Origin of the sequence: Methanoculleus caldifontis, from assembly GCF_032842345.1 — an archaeon.
GTDB lineage: Archaea > Halobacteriota > Methanomicrobia > Methanomicrobiales > Methanoculleaceae > Methanoculleus > Methanoculleus caldifontis.
This window is the reverse complement of record NZ_WBKO01000001.1, coordinates 163,022-183,464: the sequence shown is the minus strand read 5'-3', so window position 1 is coordinate 183,464 and position 20,443 is coordinate 163,022. Positions and strand designations below refer to the sequence as shown.

General features: G+C 63.7%; 17 protein-coding genes and 3 tRNA genes. 3 read left to right on the top strand and 17 right to left on the bottom strand.

Going from position 1 to position 20,443, the window contains the following annotated elements:
• Positions 1–19: 19 nt before the first annotated feature.
• From F8E02_RS00945 to F8E02_RS00915, 7 genes are all read right to left on the bottom strand, one after another.
• A complete protein-coding gene (locus F8E02_RS00945) occupies positions 20–3,337 on the bottom strand; it encodes a PAS domain-containing sensor histidine kinase (protein ID WP_317063562.1) in 3,318 nt (1,105 codons plus the stop codon).
• Between the two features lies 1 nt (position 3,338).
• Complete coding sequence (locus F8E02_RS00940; RefSeq protein ID WP_317063561.1) at positions 3,339–3,653, bottom strand: circadian clock KaiB family protein; 315 nt, start codon at positions 3,651–3,653, stop codon at positions 3,339–3,341.
• A gap of 28 nt (positions 3,654–3,681) precedes the next feature.
• Complete coding sequence (gene kaiC, locus F8E02_RS00935) at positions 3,682–5,406, bottom strand: circadian clock protein KaiC (RefSeq protein WP_317063560.1); 1,725 nt, start codon at positions 5,404–5,406, stop codon at positions 3,682–3,684.
• A 105-nt stretch (positions 5,407–5,511) separates the two neighbouring features.
• On the bottom strand, positions 5,512–7,959 hold the full coding sequence (locus F8E02_RS00930) for a PAS domain S-box protein (protein ID WP_317063559.1): 2,448 nt from the start codon (positions 7,957–7,959) through the stop codon (positions 5,512–5,514).
• 132 nt (positions 7,960–8,091) lie between these two features.
• Positions 8,092–8,766, bottom strand: coding sequence for a phosphoribosylanthranilate isomerase (locus F8E02_RS00925; RefSeq protein WP_317063558.1), 675 nt, complete (start codon positions 8,764–8,766; stop codon positions 8,092–8,094).
• A gap of 94 nt (positions 8,767–8,860) precedes the next feature.
• Positions 8,861–8,933 (bottom strand) — tRNA-Thr (locus tag F8E02_RS00920).
• A gap of 51 nt (positions 8,934–8,984) precedes the next feature.
• A tRNA-Phe gene (locus tag F8E02_RS00915) sits at positions 8,985–9,058 on the bottom strand.
• A 132-nt stretch (positions 9,059–9,190) separates the two neighbouring features.
• Between F8E02_RS00915 and F8E02_RS00910 the strand changes: the two genes are divergently transcribed.
• On the top strand, positions 9,191–10,162 hold the full coding sequence (locus tag F8E02_RS00910; RefSeq protein ID WP_317063557.1) for a DHH family phosphoesterase: 972 nt from the start codon (positions 9,191–9,193) through the stop codon (positions 10,160–10,162).
• On the opposite strand, the gene F8E02_RS00905 is transcribed toward F8E02_RS00910, so the two are convergent.
• On the bottom strand, positions 10,152–10,886 hold the full coding sequence (locus F8E02_RS00905; protein ID WP_317063556.1) for a hypothetical protein: 735 nt from the start codon (positions 10,884–10,886) through the stop codon (positions 10,152–10,154). The two genes, F8E02_RS00910 and F8E02_RS00905, sit on opposite strands and share 11 nt — an antisense overlap.
• Before the next feature lie 93 nt (positions 10,887–10,979).
• Here F8E02_RS00905 and metG point away from each other — a divergent pair, with 93 nt between their 5' ends.
• Positions 10,980–12,974, top strand: coding sequence for a methionine--tRNA ligase (metG, locus tag F8E02_RS00900; protein ID WP_317063555.1), 1,995 nt, complete (start codon positions 10,980–10,982; stop codon positions 12,972–12,974).
• Here the strand turns inward: metG and F8E02_RS00895 are convergent.
• From F8E02_RS00895 to F8E02_RS00870, 6 genes are all read right to left on the bottom strand, one after another.
• Positions 12,949–13,470, bottom strand: a complete 522-nt coding sequence (locus F8E02_RS00895; RefSeq protein WP_317063554.1) for a hypothetical protein — start codon at positions 13,468–13,470, stop codon at positions 12,949–12,951. The two genes, metG and F8E02_RS00895, sit on opposite strands and share 26 nt — an antisense overlap.
• Before the next feature lie 318 nt (positions 13,471–13,788).
• The gene (locus tag F8E02_RS00890; protein WP_317063553.1) at positions 13,789–14,091 is read right to left on the bottom strand and encodes a YunC family protein; all 303 of its coding nucleotides are present in this window, start codon (positions 14,089–14,091) and stop codon (positions 13,789–13,791) included.
• 114 nt (positions 14,092–14,205) lie between these two features.
• On the bottom strand, positions 14,206–14,535 hold the full coding sequence (locus tag F8E02_RS00885) for an antibiotic biosynthesis monooxygenase family protein (protein WP_317063552.1): 330 nt from the start codon (positions 14,533–14,535) through the stop codon (positions 14,206–14,208).
• Between the two features lie 122 nt (positions 14,536–14,657).
• Positions 14,658–14,732 (bottom strand) — tRNA-Arg (locus F8E02_RS00880).
• A gap of 175 nt (positions 14,733–14,907) precedes the next feature.
• Entirely contained in the window at positions 14,908–15,300 is a 393-nt protein-coding gene (locus F8E02_RS00875) for a DUF473 domain-containing protein (protein WP_317063551.1), read from the bottom strand.
• 5 nt (positions 15,301–15,305) lie between these two features.
• Positions 15,306–16,019 carry a proteasome assembly chaperone family protein gene (locus F8E02_RS00870; RefSeq protein WP_317063550.1) on the bottom strand — a complete coding sequence of 238 codons (714 nt, stop codon included), beginning with the start codon at positions 16,017–16,019 and terminating at the stop codon, positions 15,306–15,308.
• A 41-nt stretch (positions 16,020–16,060) separates the two neighbouring features.
• Between F8E02_RS00870 and F8E02_RS00865 the strand changes: the two genes are divergently transcribed.
• Entirely contained in the window at positions 16,061–16,405 is a 345-nt protein-coding gene (locus F8E02_RS00865) for a DUF5611 family protein (protein ID WP_317063549.1), read from the top strand.
• Between the two features lie 47 nt (positions 16,406–16,452).
• Here the strand turns inward: F8E02_RS00865 and F8E02_RS00860 are convergent, their stop codons facing one another.
• From F8E02_RS00860 to leuS, 3 genes are all read right to left on the bottom strand, one after another.
• A complete protein-coding gene (locus F8E02_RS00860) occupies positions 16,453–16,818 on the bottom strand; it encodes a TfoX/Sxy family protein (RefSeq protein WP_317063548.1) in 366 nt (121 codons plus the stop codon).
• Positions 16,808–17,068, bottom strand: coding sequence for a DUF3795 domain-containing protein (locus F8E02_RS00855; RefSeq protein ID WP_317063547.1), 261 nt, complete (start codon positions 17,066–17,068; stop codon positions 16,808–16,810). The genes F8E02_RS00860 and F8E02_RS00855 overlap by 11 nt, the downstream gene beginning before the upstream one ends.
• Positions 17,069–17,642: 574 nt before the next feature.
• The gene (gene leuS / locus F8E02_RS00850; protein WP_317063546.1) at positions 17,643–20,408 is read right to left on the bottom strand and encodes a leucine--tRNA ligase; all 2,766 of its coding nucleotides are present in this window, start codon (positions 20,406–20,408) and stop codon (positions 17,643–17,645) included.
• Positions 20,409–20,443: the final 35 nt, after the last annotated feature.

Below are 20,443 nucleotides of genomic sequence, written 5' to 3'. Positions count from 1 at the left end.
TTTTGGATGCGAGTGTCTGCTACGCCTCCCGTTCGGGAGGCTCGCCGTCTTCAACTCTTCTGAGGGTGAACCGGAAGGCCGCCCCCTCCTCGGGCCGGCCGGGCAGGCGGTCCTCGGCCCGGATGGTGCCGCCGTAGCGGGCAAGGAGCATCCGGCAGATCGAGAGGCCGAGGCCCTGGCCGCTCCCCCGGGCTTTCCCCTGCTCGAACCGGGCAAAGATCGCTTCCTTCACGTCGTCGGGGACTCCGGGGCCGGTGTCGGCGACGCTGACCCGGACCGTCCCCTCGTCCGGTCCTTCCTCGACGGCGATCGCTATCTCCACGTCCGGCCCGCCGTGTTTTGCGGCGTTCCCGATGAGGTTCGTGAAGACCTCGGGCAGGAGATCGTCGGCGAGGACCGCGACGGCGAGGCCGTCGTAAGTGATACGGGCGTCCGGACGGTGAGCGATCTCCTCGCGGACCACCCGGTCGAGATCGACCGGGACGAGCCCGGCCCGGCTCTCGCGGATCTTCCGGATGGTCCCGACGTTTGCGGTGATCTCGATGCTCTTCTTGATGCCCGCCCGGAGTTTCTGCAGGTACTCCCGCTCGACCCCGGAGAGCGTCTCGTCGAGGAGGTCGGCGTAGCCGAGAGTGACGTTCTCGGCGTTCCGGATATCGTGGGTGAGGATATCGAGGTAGAGGTTCGCCTCCCGGTTCGCCGCCTCGATCCGCGGGTAGAGCATCCCCCGGAGGATCCCGGCCCCGACTTCCCGGCCGACCGCTTCGAGGATCCGGCGGGCTTCCTGCGGGATCCCCTCCCCGCCGGTGCTCCCGAGGACGAGCGTCCCGATGACCGAGGACTCCGCGACGATCGGGATGAAGGCGAGGGAGGAGACGCCGAGGGCGGCGGCAAGGTCCTGCCGGGCGGGTGCCGTCTCCCCCGCCTCGATATACCTGGGCTCCCCGGCAGCGAAGAGGTCGTCGTAGGGGGAGAGAAGGGCGTTGAGGGTCCGGTAGCGGGAGAGGTAGCGATCGGGCATCTCCCGGTGACAGCGGAGCACCGCCTGCTGCCGGTCGGGATCGAGGAGGTAGACGGCGCCGACGTCGAACTCCATGTGCTCGAGCGTGGCATCGAGCGTATCCCTGAGGAGCTCGTCGGAGGCGAGTGCGGATGCAGATGCCGCGATGATCCGGTTTAAGACCGCGAGTTGCTGGTTCCGCACCCGGATCTCTTCTTCGGCGCGCTTCCGGTCGGATATGTCCACGAAGCTCTCGATGAGACAGGGCCGCCCCGAGAGATGCACTCTGGCAACCGATTTCAGTACCGGGACCTCTTCTCCATCGGCGGTGAGGACGACCCGCTCGGACCTGTCGAACGTGCTGCCCTGATCGGTGATGGGGCAGTTCCCCTCCTCGGCAGGGCAGATATGGTTATGACAGCACTTCCCGACGACCTCCTCACGGGGGGCCTTGAAGAGTGCGAGCGCTGTGGGATTCGCGTCGAGGATCCGGTGAGTCGCTGCATCGACGACGACCACGCCTGTCGGGAGAGACGCGAGCAGCACCTTCAACTCCTGTTCCCTCCGGCGCAACGCCTCGACTGAGCGTTTGCGCTCGGTTATATCGCGTGAGGTGGCGAGCAGCCGTTCGGGGACGCCCTGGGGATCACAGATCGGAGTGACCACAACTTCCCAGTACCTCATCTCTCCCGCCGCCGTCCGGCAGGGCGCTTCAAACTGCCCTCTGCCGTTCCGCCGTGCCGCTGAAAGGGCCTCCGCGACCATATCCCGGTGCTCCTCCTCCCAGAAACACAGAAAGTTGGTGCCGAGATAGGGCGTGATATCGGCGATCCCGAGTTCCTGCAGCCCGTACGGGCTCATCGAGATGAGATTTCCGTCCAGGTCGAGCACCTTGATGCACTCGTGGACGCTCTCGAATATCTTTCGGTTGAACTCCTCGGACTCCTGAAGTTCTTCCTCTGCCGCTTTCCGCCGCGAGACGTCCGAGAATGTCATGACGCCATAGCGCACGACCCCGTCGGGGTCCCGGACCGGTGCGGCGCTGATGCAGACGTGGCCCGTCGTCCCATCGCCGCGGAGGATCTCGATCTCGTCGTCGATGATGGCCTCTCCGGTCCTGATGATCCGCGAGAAAGGGTATTCATCGATCTCGTAGGGCCGCCAGCCCAGGCGGACACCTTCGCTGCTCCCGCCCGGGCAGGGTTCCTCCCCCTCCGGAAGGGAACACGGCCAGATCTCCCGCATCCTGTCGTTTGCGAGGACCAGCCTGCCCGAGGGGGCCTCGGTGAGGATGACGCCGCAGGGCATCTGCTGGAGCACTGCTTCGAGGCGCTTCCTCTCCGACTGGATCTGCCGCATCAGGCGTGCGCGTTCCTGTTCTGTCCGCTTTATCGCGGTGATATCTTCGACCAGGCAGCCGAACTTTCCCCGCTCCGGACAGAACGCGATGATGTCGAGGTACTTCTCCAGCACCGGGTTATAGTGCTCGAAGCGCACGGACAGACCCGTCTGCGCCGCCCGGCCGAGAGATGCAATAACCTCGCCTCCTATATCGGGCAGGATCTCCCGGATCGTCCTGCCGACAAGGCAGTCCCGGCCTATTCCGGCAAGCGCCTCAAACGCCGGATTGATCTCGAGAAACCGGTAGTCGGCGGGCTCCCCCCGGTCGTCGCAGACGATCTCGCAGTAGGCAAACCCCGTGGCCATCGACTCGAAGAGTGCGCGGTACCGATCCCTGCTCTCCCGGAGCGCCAGTTCAAGGCGTCTCTGCTGCGAGATGTCCCGGCATACGGCGAAGATATAGTCTACGCTGCCCGAAGGGCCGTAGAACGGATTGATCAGGTAGTCACAGACGCTCTGGCTCCGGCCGGCCGTACCGGGCGAAAATTCGCCGCGTAAGGCGATTCCGGTCGTGAAGACCTCCCGGGCATGCCTGAGAAACGGGTCCCATCTCCCGGCGGCCCGGCCGGCCGGATCCCGCAGGTCCATGACGGGTGCGTGTGCGTAGACGCAGGCGAGGTTGCGGTCCAGGATGAAGATGGAGTCGGGCAGGTTTGCGAAGGCGGCGTCGAGACAGGCGGTATCGCACCCAAACCCCGGGCCCGGCTCCGCAGGACTGCCCGTTTTGGAACGGCGATGGCTGTGGGCCGCGTTGCGCGCCTCGCGGATCGCTCCCGAACAGGTATCGAGGGCTTTCTGGATCGCAACCTCATCCGCGCCGCTCCGGCCGCTCTCAGCCTCCAGGCTCTGGAGTTCTTCGATGATCTCCTGAATGGACCGGCGAATGGCGTTATTCATGACCGTCCGGTCTTCCCTCCCTGCGGCATTCCCCCTCATCCTAGCGACGGATCTCCAGACCGACGAGGACCTTCTCCCCGTCGGAGAGATCGCCTATGAGTTTTCTCAAGGGAGGAGGCAGTTGCCGGATCAGGGTGGGTATCGCGATGATCTCTTCGCGGCGAGCGATCTCCGGGTGATCGAGAAGGTCGACCACCTCGATCGAGTACTTCCCGGGAAGGTGCTCCTCGCAGATCCTCCGGAGGTTCTCGATCGCTCTCCTGGACTTGCTGGTTCTTCCTGCCACGTAGAGCCGGAGTTGCCAGAACTCGCCGGCGTCGTCCGGGGCCGTGATGCCGTTGGATTCAGGGTTCAAGAACTCTCCTCTCCGTCCCGGTCGCTCTTCAATCGGCTCTCCGCCGCGTCGCCATCTCTCTGCGGTACCCGGCACGGGTCTCGTCGTCGAGCTCCAGCTGCCGGCGGTACCGGTCGAACTCGTCTGTTTCCGCTTCAAGTTCCGCTTCGAGTGCGGCTATCTGCGCCTCGACCGCCTTCTGCCTTCTCTCGAGTTCGATCCTGCGCTTTCTGAGACTCTCCGCCCGTTCGCTCGCCTCGGCCCTTTCTTTAGCCTCCTGAACATGGCGTGCCGAACCGGTCAGGACGCCGGCCGGGCCGAGGTAGACGTCCACGAGGTCGATCCCTTCGTCGGTGATGACGAACTCGCGGACCTGGTTGGAATGGGCCATGCCCCGGGACTTCAGGATGTGGAGGACGCGGTTGCGCTCGCCGCTGGAATCGACGTTCTTGAGGAGGATCCAGGTATCCATCAGCGACGAGATCCCGATCGTTGTCTGATCGGAAGACCCCTCCGCCCCCGGGGTCAGATCGGTGAAGAGCCCGGTGACGTGGCGGCTCTTTAAGTGGTCGATGAGCCGGGTCAGCATCGACTTCGTGTCGATCTCCTCCCCGACGGCGATCAGGCTCGAGATCGGGTCGACGACGACCACGTCGGGCGCGAGGTCCTGGACGGCCTTGATCATCGTCGCAAGGTGCGTCTCCAGGCCGTAGGTCATCGGCCGGGAGGCGTGGATGGTGAGGAGCCCGGCATCGATCAGGGGGGCGAGGTCGATCCCGATGGACCGCATGTTCCGGACGATCTGGCCTGGCGACTCCTCGAAGGTGAAGTAGAGGCATCGCTCGCCTCGTTGGCAGGCGGCCCGCGCGAAGACCGCGGCGAGGCTCGTCTTGCCGGTGCCGGGGGTCCCGGAGACCAGGACGCTCGAGCCCCGGTAATACCCCTCCCCGCCGAGCATGGTGTCGAGCCGGGGTATGCCGGTCGGGATACGCTCGTCGAGGGCTTCGTGCGTCAGGCCGAGGGTGGTGACCGGCATGATGACGAAACCTTCGCGCTCCGTGATCAGGAACGGGTACTCGTTCGTGCCGTGGGACGAGCCGCGGTACTTGACAATCCGGAGCCGGCGGGTCGAGATCTCGTTCCGGATCCGGTGGTCGAGGAAGATGACGGCGTCGGAGACGTACTCCTCGAGACCGTGCCGGGTCAGGCTGTCGCCCGAACCGCTCTCGCCGGTCACGACGGCCGTGACACCCTTCTCCTTGAGCCAGAAGAGGAGCCGGCGGAGTTCGGCGCGGAGGATCCCCTCGTTGGTGAGACTGGCAAAGAGGGTCTCGATGGTGTCGAGCGCCACTCTCTTCGCTCCGATAGAGTCGATCGCGTAGGCGAGCCGGATGAAGAGTCCGTCGAGGTCGAACTCGCCGGTCTCCTCGATCTCGCTCCTCTCGACCCGGATGTATTCGAGGGCGATCTTCTTCTCCGCGATGAGTTGCGGGAGATCGAAGCCGAGCGAGTGGACGTTCTTCACCAGGTCCTCTTCCCTCTCTTCGAAGGAGACGAAGACGCCGGGTTCATTATACCGGACTGCGCCGTTCACCAGGAACTGCATGGCAAAGAGCGTCTTTCCGCTCCCCGCTTTCCCGGCGACAAGCGTGGGCCTGCCCTTCGGGAGCCCGCCGCTGGTGATCTCGTCAAGCCCGCTGATCCCGCTCGCGGTCTTGAGAAGGGCATTCTCAGTATCCCCCGACTCTGCCGCGACACCTGTGGATGGGTACATTCGTTAGAAAGTTCAGCGGGTCTTGATATTATACCTGCTTATGGTGGTAGCTGCTCTCCGGCCCCCCCGGAGCCTCCAGGGGCCGGAGAACAGCTCGATCGGACCTTACGGGGCTCCGGGGGTATCCCTGAAGTCGTGTACGGGGTTTTTTACCGGTTTCGCACAGGTGCCGTCCCCGGGCATGGGCGAGGTCTCTTCCGTACCGGTGCCCGTGGCCTCCCTGAGGGTGAACCGGAACGCCGCGCCCTCCTCGGGCCGGCCGGGCAGGCGGTCTTCCGCCCGGATGGTGCCGCCGTAGCGGAAAAGAAGCATCCGGCAGATCGAGAGGCCGAGGCCCTGGCCGCTCCCCCGGACTTTCCCCTGCTCGAACCGGGCAAAGATCGCTTCCTTCACGTCGTCCGGGACCCCGGGGCCGGTGTCGGCGACACTGACCCGGACCGTCTCCTCGTCCGGCCCTTCCTCGACGGCGATCGCTATCTCCACGTCCGGCCCGCCGTGTTTTGCGGCGTTCCCGATGAGGTTCGTGAAGACCTCGGGCAGGAGGTCGTCGGCGAGGACCGTGACATGCAGCCCGTCGTAAGTGATGCGGGTGTCGGGGTAGTGAGCGATCTCCTCGCGGATCACCCGGTCGAGGTCGATCGGGACAAGCCCGGTCCGGCTCTCGCGGATCTTCCGGATGGTCCCGACGTTTTTGGTGATCTCGATGCTCTTCTTGATGCTCGCCCGGAGCTTCTGCAGGTACTCCTGCTCCGTCCCGGAGAGCGTCTCGCTGAGCAGGTCTGCGTAGATGTTCGCGACGTTGTCGGCGTTCCGGATATCGTGGGTGAGGATATCGATGTAGAGGTTCGCCTCCCGGTTCGCCGCGTCGAGCCGGTCGTATAACATCCCCCGGAGGACTCCGGCCCCGACCTCCCGGCCGACCGCCTCGAGGATCCGGCGGGCTTCCTGCGGGATCTCCTGCCCGCCGGTGCTCCCGAGCACGAGCGCCCCGACGACCGAGGACTCGGCGACGAGCGGGATGAAGGCGAGGGAGGAGACGCCGAAGTCCGCGAGTGCGTCCCGGTCGCGGGTGGAGGCACTCTCCGTCCCCTCGACGAACCACGGCTGCCCGGCGATGAAGACCCGGTTGTAGGGCCAGTGGCGGACGTCGAGGGTCCGGTTCTGCATAAGGGCGAACTCCGAGACCCTCCGGTAGCACCGGATGACCGCCTGCATCCTGTCCTTCCCCTCCAGCATGTAGATCGACCCGACGTCGAAGCCGAAGGTGTCGAGCACCGCATCGAGCGCGTTCTCGATGAGTTCGTCGAGGGTGAACGCCGAGGCCGATGCCGTGATGACCGCGTTCAGGACGGCGAGCCTCCGGTTCCGGATACGGATCTCCCCCTCTGCCCGTATCCGCTCCGTGACGTCGGCGAGCGAGAAGACCAGCCCCTGAACGGTTCCCGCTGCGTCCTTCACCGGGACGAGGCTCCAGTCCCAGTGGGTCGTGCCGCGCTCGGGCTGGCTCTCGTAGACGAACGGTTTTGCGTATATCCGGAACGCCTCCCCGGTATCCCGAACCCGCTCGAAGATCGCCTGGTTCTCCGGGTTCGGGAAGAGGTCGAAGTGGCCCCGGCCGAGGAGTTCCTCCTTCGCATACCCGGAGCCTTCCGCGTAGGCCGTGTTGACCCGGACGAACCGGAGATCGGCGTCGAGATAGGCGAGGTGAACGTCGGTGTGCTCCATGACTGTCCGGAGGAGGTCGCGCTCCTCCGCGAGGTCGGCCGCGAGCGACCGGTTCTCGCCGAGCAGCCGCTCCCGCTCCGCGTCCGCCTGCTTCCTCCGGCTGATGTCCCGGGCGAGCCACCGGATCTCGACGAGGCTCCCCCGGTCATTCCGGACTGCCGTGGCCGAGAGGGAGACCGGGACGGGCTTTCCGGCCGCCGGCTGCATCCAGACCTCGATCCCCCGCAGGGGTTCGGGGCCGCCGTCCTCCAGCCGTGCGATGAGCTCCTGGTAGGCCCCTCTGGACTCCGGGACGATGTGCGACAGGCCGGGTGTCCCGATCAGGCTCGCTTTCTCTTTGCCGAGGAGGAGCGCTCCCGCCCGGTTCACGTCGAGGATCGACCCTGAGGGGTCGCAGACAAAGTAGCCGTCGGGAGCGAGGTCGAAGAGCTCCCGGTAGCGGCTCTGCTCCTCGCTCTCCCTGCTCGCGGTGACCTCGCTGACGAGAAGAGCTACCGTCCCGTTGCCCGGTGTTCTGACCGAGCACGCCACCCGTCGGCCGGGAGCGATCCGGCACTCGAGCCCGGAGAGCGGTTTCTCTGTCCGGATCGAAGCGAGCAGGCGGGCGGCTGCCTCCGCGTCGGCGATGAGCGGTGCAAGATAGGTGCGGACGAGCGCCGTTCCGTCCGCACCCGAGAGGTCCCGGTCTTCCGGCACCGGCACAAGGCGGCGAAAAGCCTGGTTGACCTGCACGACCCGTCCGTCGGAGTCGAGCAGGAGCAGACCTTCACTGAGGTCGTCGAGGACGGCGTCCGGGACGGCTGGCATCGGCGGTGGCGTTGCATGCATGGTGGGTCGAGCTCCCGGATCACCTGACTATGTTGAGAAGAGATCTCTCTGGTACGGATGGTAATAAAGGTGGATGGGATGGATTCCGGCACAATCGGTCATCCTGCCCGCGCGCATGTGTATCGGCATCTCTTACCTGACAGATCCCATAAATACCTTGTCGTCCGGCAGAGCGGCTCTCGCCTCGCGGGCGAATGCCAGGGTCCTCTCCGGGTTGCGGACACCGTCTCTCTTGATCCCGGTGTGGACGTCGACGCCGTACGGGCGGACTATCCGTATCGCCTCCGCGACGTTCTCCGGCGTGAGCCCTCCAGCGAGCAGAACGGGGATTGTCGAATTCGCGACTATCGTTGCACTGATCTTCCAGTCGTGGGGGATCCCCGTTCCGCCGATCTTCTCCGTGGTCCTGGTGTCGAGGATGAGCGCGTCGGCATAAGGCTCGTAGCGCTTTCCGGCCGTGATAGCCGACCTGTCCATCACGTGAACGGCTTTGACGATCTTGAGGTGCGGGAGAGCGTCGCGGATGGCATCCATCTCCGCCGGTTCGATGCTGTCCTGGATCTGCAGGGTCGTGCAGTGCGAGTCTCTCACCAGCCGAATAAGGTCTTCAGTCTCCTGCAGGTGGGTGACCGCGACCGGTTCGATGAACGGCGGGAGGTGCCGGATCATCGCTGCGGCATCTTTGGGCGTCACAAAATCGCTGCTCTGGTAGGTCACGCCCATGATGAAGCCCATGGCGTCGCAGCCTGCATCGATCGCACACTGCATATCCGCAAGACCGGCCGTTCCGCAGAATTTGACACGCATCAGGTCCTCCCTGCCGTTGTGGTGGATTGAGAATTATATGGCGTTAAAAATCCGGTCTCACGGTCGAATGCCGCTTATTAGGCCGTGATACGTAAGCCTTCGGCGGGAATCGAACCCGCGACCTCGTCCTTACCAAGGACGCGCTCTACCGGCTGAGCCACGAAGGCGCTATCTCCATAGATACTTCTGAAGCAAAAGTCCAGGAAAGTTGCTTGAAGTGCCCCCGCCCGGATTTGAACCGGGGACAACCAGATCTTCAGTCTGGCGCTCTCCCAGTCTGAGCTACAGGGGCTGCTGCCTTACAATGTTGTCTGTTGTCCCTAATAAACCCTATGCCTCCGGGGTGTCCCGCACCCCCGCCGGTTGCGAGACGGCGGTGGGCAAAAACCGCCTGTTTATCTCGTCGCACGCCGATGTATGAAGAATGGGCCGAAGCGATCCAAAGTCGGATGCCCGGAGCGCGAACCTGATGCAGGCGCTCTCCGGGCGGACGGAACACGTCGTGCACCTCACGCACAACGACCTCGATGCCGTCGGGAGCGACGCCATCCACCGGAGGAAGTACGGGGAGGTCTTCACGGTCTGGTCTTCGGTCGGCAAGTTCCTCGCGAACTTCGACGCCGTTGCGGGTTCTCCCGGGCGGGGCGACCTCCTCAGCATATCGGATATCGGCTACCAGCAGGGTGTCGAGCAGCGGCTCGCGAAAGCGCGGTCGAACGGGTGGCGGATCGAGTGGCGGGACCACCACCGCTGGAAGGACGAGGAGGTCAAGGCCGTCGAGAAGAAGACGAGCCTTCTCAGGGTCGATGTCTCCACCTGCGCGACGGGGCTTGTCGCCCGCGACCTCGCCGGCGGCGATCCGGTGGCCGAGGAGATCGCGCGTGTCGTCTGCGACTACGACCTCTGGAAGCACCAGGACCCCCGGTCGAAGGTCCTCGGCCAGGTGGTGATGCAGAAGGGCTTCCGCGAGTACGTCCGGGACAATCTCGTCCGGGGCACGATCCTTGACGCGAAGATCGAGGGCGAGTACGAGCGGATCGTCCGCGATATGGAGCGGGATATCAGAAAGAGCCTCCGGCACACCACCATCATCGAGAACGGCCGGTACCGGATAGCCTTCGCCCCGCTCTACGGCTACCCGAGCGAGACCGCCCACGCCATCCGCGACGAACTCAAGACCGATATCGAGGTGGTCGTCTCGGATAACGGCCGGTTCTCCATCCGCTCCGTCCCCCCGGTCAGCCACCTCATCGCCCGTGCCTTCTCCGGCGGCGGCCACCCCCACGCGTCGGGAGGGACGTTTCAGTTCGGCCTCATCGACCGCCTCCTCTTCTGGCTCCTCAAACGGAACCGGCACTACCGCCTGCTTGCAGAAGAAGCGGAGTCTATCGAGTGACGAACGCCCGGTCGAGGAGCCTCTTCCAGTACTCCGGGCAGCCGTCCTCGCAGTAGCCGCCGACGTCGAGCATATCCGGGTCGGCGAAGGCCGTTGCGGCCGCGAGGTCTTCCTCTCGGGCGTCGAGCAGGATGAGTCTCCTGACCCGGAACCGCTCCATCAGGTCGGGGGCCCGCGAGAGGTCTTTTGCCGGGAGGACGAGATCGCCCTGGTACTCGAGCAGGAGTTCGAGGTCGAACTCTCCCGGGCTCCGGGGGTAGAAGAGGATCTTTCTTGATGCGAGGACCTCGAGTTCGATCGGGTCCGCCGTATCCGCGACGAGGACGTGCCCCCGGACGCCTGCGTCCCGCATCTCCCGTGCGAGCCGGGCATATGCGCCCGCGACCGTCTCGCTGAACTCCTCCTCGTCCCCGATGTAGTCGTCCTTCAGGTCGAGCATGTGCGGAGCGGGGAGGGAGACCCGGGCCTCTTTCGACCTTGCCCGGATGAGACGGGCATCGGCGACGACAGCCTCCGGGTCGGTCCCCGGCTCGCCGACGAGCACCCCGTCCTTCATCCCGATGAAGGCTTCCCGCCACCTCTCACCGTAGAAGAGGCCCCCGGCGGCAGGCGCCGTCACGCCCTCCTGGGCGTCGAGCGAGCGGGAGAGCCGGTAGCTCGTGAGGTCCGCCTCCTCTCCCCTCACGCCTTTCAGCCACTCCGCGAGTTCCGGTACCCCGGGCATCCCTACCTCGGAGCCGAAGGACCGGACTTGTATTGGAATCCGTCGTGCCATGCGCTGGTATCTTTATTAGCATCGCAACCAGAGTAGATAAGGATGAGTGGTAAGCCGTTGCTGGTAACGTGCGGGCTCCCGTATACGAACGGTCCCTGCCATATCGGGCACCTGCGGACCTACGTGCCGGCGGACTTTTATGTCCGGTATATGCGCCGGTCCGGGGAGGAGGTCGTCTTCGTCTGCGGTTCCGATAACCACGGAACCCCGATCGTGATCAGCGCCGAGCAGGAAGGTTCGACCCCCCGCGTCCTCTCGGAACGCTATCATCAGCACTTCTACGATACGTTCCGGAAGATGGGTGTCGTCTTCGACCGGTTCGGGATGACCGACGACGCCATGAACCACGAGACCACCCGCTCGATCGTCGATCGGCTCATCGAGAACGGCTACGTCTACGCAAAGACCATCAGCCAGAGTTACTGCCCCCAGTGCGAGCGGTTCCTCCCTGACCGCTACGTGGAGGGGATCTGCCCCCACTGCGGAGCGGTCGCCCGGGGCGACGAGTGCGACCAGGGGTGCGGGCAGCACCTCGAGCCCGGCGAGATCAAGGACGCGGTCTGCAAGGTCTGCGGCGGGAAGGCGGAGTACCGGGAGCAGGAGCACTACTTCTTCAGGCTCTCGGCCTTCCGCGAGTTCCTCCTCGAGTACCTCCCCGACCTCCGGGGGACTTCGACCGCCCGGAACTACGCCCTTGGCTGGGTAAAGGAACTCCTCCACGACTGGTGCATCACCCGGACGCTCGACTGGGGCGTTAAGTTCCCGGGGAACGACGACCTCGTCGTCTACGTCTGGGTCGACGCGCCGATCGGCTACATATCGTTCACGAAGGAGTGGGCGGAGGCGGCAGGCGCCGACTGGAAGGAGTACTGGTGCGGCGACGAGACCCGCGTCACGCATTTCATCGGCGGAGACATCATCTACCACCACTGCATCTTCTGGCCGGCCCTCCTCAAAGGAGCGGGCTACGGTCTTCCCCACGCAGTGGTCGCGAGCGGGATGGTCACGATCGAGGGGAGGAAGTTCTCAAAGTCCCGCGGCTACGTCGTCTGGACGAACGACGACTACCTCGATCAGGGCCTCCCGGCGGACTACCTCCGCTACTACCTCCTCTCCTACACGAACCACACCAAAGAGTTAGACTTCTCCTGGAAGGTCTACGCAGAGAGGGTGAACAACGAGATCGTGGGCACGCTCGGGAACTTCATCTACCGGACGATGTACTTCGCCGAGAAGGAGTTTGCCGGCGTGCCGGATCTGGCCCCGCGGCGGGAGGTCATCGAGGAGATCGAGCGGTCGCTTGCCGTCATCGATGCCGGGATGCGGGACTATGACTTCAAGAACGCCGTCGACTCGATGATGGCGCTCGCGTCGTTCGGGAACTCCTACATCCAGAGCAACGCACCCTGGAAACTGATCAAGGAGGACCGCTCCGCGGCCGAGCAGGCGATCGCCGACTGCCTCCAGATCGTCAAAGCGCTCGTCCTCGTCTTCCAGCCCCTGATGCCCGATGCGATGCAGCGGGCCTGGGCGATGCTCGGCTACGACGACGAGGTCGCGGGCCACCCGATTGCGGAAGCCACGGCGCCGATAGGAGCACGGGCACTTCCAAAGCCCTCCACCCTCTTTACGAAGATCGAGAAGGAGCAGGTCGCCGACCTTGATGCGACCCTCAACCTGCGGGTCGAGAAGGCGAAGGCGGCCGCCGCACCGAAGATGCCCGTCGTCTCGATCGAGGAGTTCGGGAACCTCGATATCCGGACGGCGAAGGTAGTCTCGGCCGAACCGATCAAGGGCTCGAAGAAGCTCTACAAACTGATCGTCGACCTCGGCGGCGAGAAGCGCCAGGTCGTCAGCGGGATCGCCCAGTTCTACAAGCCCGAGGAACTCGTGGGCCGGGACGTCGCGATGATCGCAAACCTCGCGCCGGCAAAGATCTTCGGCGTCGAGAGCCGGGGGATGATCCTCGCCGCCGGCGACGAGGCCTCCCTCCTGGTCCCCCTCCGCCCGGTCAAGCCGGGGACGAAGGTCCGTTGACCGGGACGACCCGGTCAATCCTGTTTTTCATCGAGCGCCGGTCGTAGACGACCACCCGCCACTCGCCGCCGGGCGAGAACGGACGGACGCCGGGGTGGTGGTTGGCCGTAAAGACCATCTCCGGCTCGTCGGTGATCCAGTAGCCTGACGCCGCCGGATCGTCTATAGGGAGGTAGAAGATGTATGCAGCCCTTCCGTCGTCGAGGGCCGCGTTCCCGAGTATCGCGGTCTCCACGTTGTGGAGTATTCCATCAGGGCCGGTGAGATAGACCCGGCACTCCGTGAGGTTGACGGCGCTCGCGGTTATCCGTATCACCGGCGCCCCGCCGTAGCCGGCGACGGCCTCGACCGGGGAATGAGAAGGGAGGCCGAGGCTTGAGATCTCCCCTCCGTCGCCGGGAGAGAGCAGAACCCCGGCTACGACGGTCATCATCACTGCGGCCATGACGATGGCGCAGACCGTTGCCGTTCCGGTCGAGATGGGGCCCTGCTTCACGAGCAGCCAATGGACATCACCCTATATTTGAAACTATGGGTTGAGCGGGACCGGAGGGGCCCGATACCGGTATTTCGCAAGAACGGAGATCAAATTCTTGAATTCCTTTTGAAGCCCGGCGTTTTCTCAAACTCCGGCCCAAAGGGCCATCATCTTTCGCGACTTCGCGGCTTCGCGTGAGGTTCTATCACCCCTCTATGCTGAGAACTCACGCGAAGCCGCGAAGAACGCGAAGGGAAGTCGATGGCTTAACCTTCTGAGAACGGTCTGATTCTAGCGAAGTACTAGGTTTGAAAGAGCGAGGGGTCAGTCCGGACACTAGAGCCGGTCGAGCGCTTCTCTCCCGGTCATGCCGACGGCAACGCCGCGGTCGGATGCACACCTGTTCGCCCCCTTGATCTCGCCGCGGAGGAGGTCCTCGACGGTCTCGATCGAGGATGCGCCTCCTGCGGGTTTGACACGCGCCGCGGGATATCCGAACTTCTCGAGCGCATCGACGTCGAACGCGCCGCAACCGACCATGCCTGCGTCGGTCACCACCGCCACGAGGTTCACCGGGCCGAGGGGGATGACGTACCCGTCGGCATCTTTGCCGGTCAGTCTGACCGTTTCATGCTTCATAGCATGAGGTTAGCCAGACACCGTCATCAATCTCGCGCTTTTTGCCGGGGTGTCCACTAACAGGGGGTTGAGGGCATTTCCCGGTATCGAGGGGGTGCCGGACCCGGACGCTCCTTACGCAGGCCTCGCGAGCTCGGGGGCGATCGGCGGGATGTCGGCCGAGTGTACGTGCAGCGCCTTCACGTCGGGGGGAGAGGCCGTATACCGCTCGATATCCTGCACGGCCTCCTTAAAAATGCTCTCCCTCGATGCCTGCAGCGACTCCTCGTCCTCCCAGAGGGTGATGAGGATGGCGGCGTCCTGGTCTTCGGGCGACATCAGGAAGAGGTACCCGCGGAACCCCTGCATCCTCTCTGCATCGTCGCCTTTCTTCGAGATGACCTCAAGCGCGGCATCGCGCTGGCCCGGCCTGAACTTCCAGGTAGACATTCGTGCAACAGCCATGGTAACCGGGGCCCCGAATGGTACCGGTAGTGATAAACTTTGTCCACCCCGGAGATCGAGAGGGCGGCCGGGTTCAGGGAGGAAGTATCCTCCGGAGGAAGATGACGGATCGCAAAAACGGACGGGCCTGGAGGGATTCGAACCCTCGACGTCCGGGTTAGAAGCCCGGCGCTATGTCCTGGCTAAGCCACAGACCCCTGTGGTATTCCCATACATTTTGGTTGTCCGGGGATATTAACCCTTTGTGGGCCGGGCGCGGGTCGCACCTGACGGTGCTCGAGCTCCGGCCCTTCGGCCCTTCGCACTTCGAAGACCTTCGGTCTTCTCGAGCTCCTTTCCCTTCGGGAAAGTCGCTAAAAAAAAGAGAGCGTATCATCCGGCACGATAACACGCCGACCTGATGATCTCGACCTTGGTGGGATCGCCCCACTTGTGTCCGTCGACGCCGCTCGCGATGGTCGTCCCCCTGAACTGGACCTTGATCCGGGCCGACATCTGCTCACGCTCCTCGTAGAAGAACGGGTTGACGAAATCGACGACCCGTTTCATGCCGATGTTGAGGACGAGGAGGTCCGCCATGATCCCCGGGTCGCCCGGCGAGAGATCCTCCTCGCTGATCGACGTGATGAAGATGCACTCCCCCGGGGCGGCCTCGGTCAGGGTGATGATGTTGTGGGCGCTCTTCAATTCGAGGGTGCGGGCCTTGCCCGTCTTGAGTTCTGCAATGACTGACGGCGAGATTCCGGTTAACGCTGCATACTTCATGGTTATCACCCGTACATCGGCAACTGATCTCTCCGCGGCGTGGCCTCGGTCTTCTGCACCTGTTCGGCGATCTGGGCCATCGCCGCCTCGATCTCCACCGCCTGCTCAAGCAGCGGCTGGACATCCAGGTTGAGGCCGTAGATGCGGTTCAGGACCTCGATCGTGGCCGCAGAGGACCGCGGGTCGGGGGTGTTCACCGTCTCGCCAAGGAGCCCGAGCCCCGGGATCCCCCGCGTCTTGCACTCGGTGAGGAGGCTTGCCGCGATGCCGGAGATGCTCCCCATGGGGAGGATGATCGTCTGCTCCTCGATGCGCTGGAGGACGCCGCTGCTCGTCGCCACTCCAAAGACTCTCTTCTCCGGCTCGTTCGTGATGATCCCCGCGATCGTCGCTATCTCCTTGATATGGAACTGGGTGAGCCAGTTCATGATCCCGTTCGCCACCTCGTAGCAGATCGCCGGGTGGATGGGGACGTCGGAGATGATCGCCGCGAGGCTGTCCTTCTCGTAGAGGCGGACGGGCACGTTGATCACGCCTTTCGTCATCAGAGCGACCGGCGGGAAGTATTTGCTCGTGATCGCCCCGATCTGCTCGAACTCCATCTGCTCGACGAGGTATTGCAGCGCAATACTCCCCACAAGCCCGCTGCCGGGAAACCCGATCAGCACCGTTTTTTCAGCGCCGGCAAGCGCCCTCGATATCACCTTTATATCGTCCATACGATCAACCACTCGTTCCCGGATTAGTTTAACATAGAAGGATGTCCCTTAAAAATATTATGCAGGAATACCAGATCAAGCGCGGATACACAAAAACTCTTGCAGAATCGATGGTACAGGCCCTTCGCGACCAGTTTGAGGCCGAACCCACGGCGGCGGAGGACGGCCATTATATCGTCACCTACGGAGCACTCCGGCGCCTTGAGGTCTGGTGCGGTGCGGGAGGCAAGACCCTGGTCGTCGATACCGAGGCGAACAAGGAGGCCGACGACGAGGCGATCATCGATACCAACCGCCGGTTCAGAAACTATCTCCAGCAGGTGACCGGGTATACCGCAAAAGAGCGGGCGAAGAAGGCCCAGCAGGCCCTGAAGGGAAACGAATAACCGGACAATCGTCGCCGGCAGGCGGTATGAAGTGGATACCGCTTGCTTCAGGCTGAATCTCCGGTTTTTCTGCTTTTCTTTCCGGGTTTCGGTGCGGGGAGTGCGGCACAGGTGATCCGTGTCAACTCTTTCAGGAACTCCCGATCGTCCAGTTCGGTCATCAGGAAGTACGGTCTTGCGCCTCCGTAGGGAGGAGCGGTCTCGCAGTCCGGCATGAACGCCTTTCCGGGCTCGGTGATCTTTACAAAGAACTGGTTGTCGCAGACACAGGCGAAGAATACTCCATTGCAGTAAATCCCGTATTCGCCGAAGATCTTCCTATAGGTGATATCGCCTGCGTCGCCGAGCTGTTCGACCACGAACTCTACGAACTCCGACGTCGATGCCGTATGCATCGCCTCCTCATTCTCCACACCATGCTCTGCACTGCTCGATCCTTCTTCCATCGTCACCCTGGTTCTCGTCGAACGCGAACTGCACGAGCCGCTCGCAGGGGAACTCGTTGCATCGGCCGCAATTATCGAGCCCCTTTACCTCGCAGCAGGCCTTCAGCGGGCAACTCTCGCCCCAGAACGGCTTCTCTATCACCGTGCATCCTTTACAGCCCGTCTGTGCCCGGTACTCGCACTCGCCGCAGAGTATTCCACACCTTGACTCGATCATCTTTTCACGCTCCGTCGGCTCCCATTGCCGCATCCTTGCAAACAGCCCGCAGAAGGCGGGCACCGATGTATTCACGGTCTCCGGAAAGGGTGATATATCTAACTCCCGCAGGGCGAAAGTGAATCGGAAGCTTACAGGCCCAGTATTTCGCTAACACGTTTGAGACCGTCTTCAGGAGTTCAAACCATCGACTTTTCTTCGCGTTCTTCGCGGCTTCGCGTGAGCTAACCCGCGAGGATGTTATACGGCCTCACGCGAAGCCGCGAAGCCGCGAAGAACGACCTCCCCGAAGGGGAGGGAGTTTGAGCACCGCAGGTGTGAAGTGCGACTGCCTGCAGGGCAGGAGCATGAGCACCGTCAGGTGCGACTTGCGAGCATAGCGAGCATGAGAAGCCCTCCAGGCTTCGAAGAACAACATTCCGTAGGAACGGAGTTTGAGAAGACCGGAGGTCTGCGAAATCCGGTGTCCGGGTACTGCCAACTTCTCGTTACGGTGCCATATGAGACCACATCACTCAATGTAGGATGCCAAAACTAGTGAAGTGCCGGGGCTGTATCAAAAAAGAGAAGGAGATTATTCGATCACGATCGCCGGCTTGAAGGGCAGGGCACCCGACGCCTTTGCGTGCGTGCTCTCTCCGGCGTCCTGGACCGTCACCGGCACGCGGAACTCGTGCTCCAGGAACTGCCGGGCACCCTCGAGGATCGCCTGCTCGTCGAGGGTCGACTCCAGGATCTGCTTCACCAGTTCGGGGGGGAGTTTCAGGACGAGTTTCGTGATCTGCTTTGCGGCGTCCGTCGCCTCGCGGCCGCGCTTGCGCATCCCTTCGTTCTGCATGATCTCGCGCATCACCCTCGTCTTGTCCGTCGAGGCCGCGATGATCCGGAAGGCCTCGTGCTTCCAGTCGGGGGCGACGAAGAGGCTGATGGACTTCGGCTCCATCGGGATGAGTTTCAGGATGGACTCGATATCCTCGACCGTCCTCTCCAGGAGCTCTTCCGCAAGCTCGATCTCGGGGCTGATCCTGCTCTCGTCCACCGCCGGCCAGGGGGCGAACGATGCCAGGCCCTCCCCGCCGATATCCTTCCAGAGCGACTCGCAGGTGAAGGGGATGATCGGCGCGAGCAGCCGCACCCAGGTCCGGCAGAGGTCCTGCATCACGGCTCCGCCGGCCACACCCTCGGGCAGGCGGCGGCGGTACCACTTCAGGTCGGCCTCAACGCCGAAGAACGCCTCCTGCAGCGCCTGCCGGGTCTGGAATGACTCGAAGGCTTTCGTGGTGCTCTCGACGCGGCGCTGGAGCCTGCTCGCGAGCCAGGCGTCGATGTCGTAGGCGCCTTCCGCCTGCCTTGCGTCCGTGACGGTGTTCCAGAACCGCTCGATCTGTTTCCTCGTCGAGGAGACGAGTTCGTTACGCCAGTCGAAGTCCTGCCAGGGCTCGGCGCTCCCGACCAGGAACATCCTGACGGTATCGGCGCCGAACTCCTCCACGGCATCCTCGAGCAGGAAGACGTTGCCCTTGCTCGAGGACATCTTCGCACCGTTCAGGAGACCCATGCCGAAGACGACCATGCCCTTGGGCTGGAAGTCCTGCGGGAAGATCGCCCGGTGGTGGAAGAGCTGGAAGGTGAGGTGGTTCGAGATGAGGTCCTTTGCCGAGAACCGGTAGTCGTAGGGGTACCAGTAGAGGAACTCGCTCCGGATCGCATCGAGGGTCTCGCGGTCGACCGTGGTCGGGTTCCCTTCGCCCTTGAAGATGTACTCAAAGACCTCCGGCGTCAGGTTCTCCGGCGGGATGGCTTTCAGGTGGTGGGAGATCGTGTAGTAGGCCATGTAGACCGTCGAGTCGGAGAGCGGCTCGATGATCCAGGTCGGGTCCCAGGGGAGCTTGGTGCCGAGCCCCACCCGCCGGGTGCAGGCCCAGTCCTTCAGCCAGTCGACCGTCCGGTCGAACTCCGCCCTGACCTCGGGCGGGACGAGCGACATCCGCTCGAGCTGGGTCTTCACCTGCTCCTTCCAGCACGGGTCGCTGTACTCCAGGAACCACTGGTCGTGGAGGATCTTGACAAAGACCCTCCCGCCGCACCGGCAGATCACCTGGCGGTTGTCGAACTCGTACATCGGGATGGAGCCGTAGCGCTCCATCATCAGCGCCGCAACGTCGTCGCGGGCCTCGCGGACCGGTCTGCCGCCGTACTTCTCAAAGACCTTCCCGCGGGAGAACTCGGCGCTGTAGACCTCCTGGGTGAGCGCCTCCATCCCCGGGTCGTTCTGGTCGCGGATGCCGGCCCGTTCGACGGCGTCCCTTGCCGGGATCTCGCCGTACCCCTCGACGGAGATGAGCGGGATAGGCCGGAGGGACGTGTACTTCCCCTGCTGCTGCAGGTCGCGGAGAGCGATGTAGTCGAAGGGCGCGTGGGCCGGGACGCTCATGACGATCCCGGTTCCCATATCGGGGTCGACGAACGTCGCCGGGAGAACGGGGACGTCGCCGGAGAGCGGGTGGGAGACCGTCTGGTCGATCAGGACGGTGCCGGGGATCTCCTCGGTCACGGTGACGTTGTGGTCCTGGAGGTTCAGTTTCCCCGCCGCCTCGCGGCTCAGGATCCACTCCTCGCCGTCGACCATCGCCCGCACGTAGGTGACTTCGGGGTTCACCCAGAGGTTCGTCACGCCGTAGATCGTCTCTGGCCGGAGCGTGGCGCACGGGATCTTCGCACCGTTCCAGGAGAAGACTACCAGAGTGAACCTGATGATCTCGGCCTTGTCGCCCTCGAGAAGGTCGTGGTCGCCGACCGGGTTCTCGCACTGCGGGCAGTACTTGACCGGATGGGCCCCTCTGACGACGTGCTCGTCCTCGTGCAGGTGACCGTACTGCCACTCGATGAACTTGCTGTACTGGGGGTCGACGGTGATGAACCGGCGCCGCCAGTCGATCGAGAGGCCGCACTTCTGCATCACCCGCCGGTACTCCTCCGAGAAGTGCCGGACGATCTCCTTGGGGTCGGTGAACCGATCAAGGATGTCCTGCGGCACCCGGTAGAGGTCGCGGTAGAGCCCGACCGTCTTCGCATCGCCGTTTGCGATCCGCTTCGAGATCCCGATGACCGGGGTGCCGGTGACGTGGAACGCCATCGGGAAGAGGACGTGTCTCCCCTTCATCCGCTGGTACCGGGCAAGGACGTCCGGAACGATGTAGGTCCGCCCGTGCCCGACGTGCATCGCCCCGCTCGGGTAGGGGAACGCCACGGTCAGGTAGTACTTCTCTTTGCTCTCTACCGGATCAGCCTCGAACGCGTGCTCCCACCGGGCTCTGCACTCCCGTTCGTTGCCTTGCATATCTAATCCGCTCACTATAAGCCTCCGAATCCTGG